Here is a 387-nt window from a genome sequence, read left to right on the forward strand (position 1 = left end):
CAGCAGTTCCAGCACCGCAGGCGAGTGGGTATCGCCGCGTTCGATCAGAGGGACGAGGCCGTAGCCGGGCTGGCTCAGCACCTTGCAATCGCCAGAGGCACCCGCCAGCAGGCGCGCAAATTTCTCGCTGCGCAGCGTGCTTTCGGTCGCGAGCACGCCGACCACACGGCTCTTCGACGTCGCAACTGCCGGCTTTAAGCCCGGCTCGACGCCAATCACCGGCACCGCGAGCTTTTCGCGCAGCACGTGCACGGCCTGCGCCGTGGCGGTGTTGCACGCGATCACCAGTGCCTTGCAGCCCTGGTCGACCAGCCATTCGCACACACGCAGCGTGCGATCGGCAATGTACTCGGGAGATTTTTCCCCGTACGGGGCATGGCGGGAATC

General features: G+C 65.9%; 1 protein-coding gene. It reads right to left on the bottom strand.

From position 1 onward, the window contains the following. The coding region (locus GV818_RS33975; RefSeq protein ID WP_178125258.1) for a glutamate racemase at nt 1-387 on the bottom strand (387 nt) is incomplete at both ends.

This window comes from Pseudomonas sp. Fl4BN1, assembly GCF_009908285.1.
Classification (GTDB): Bacteria; Pseudomonadota; Gammaproteobacteria; order Pseudomonadales; family Pseudomonadaceae; genus Aquipseudomonas.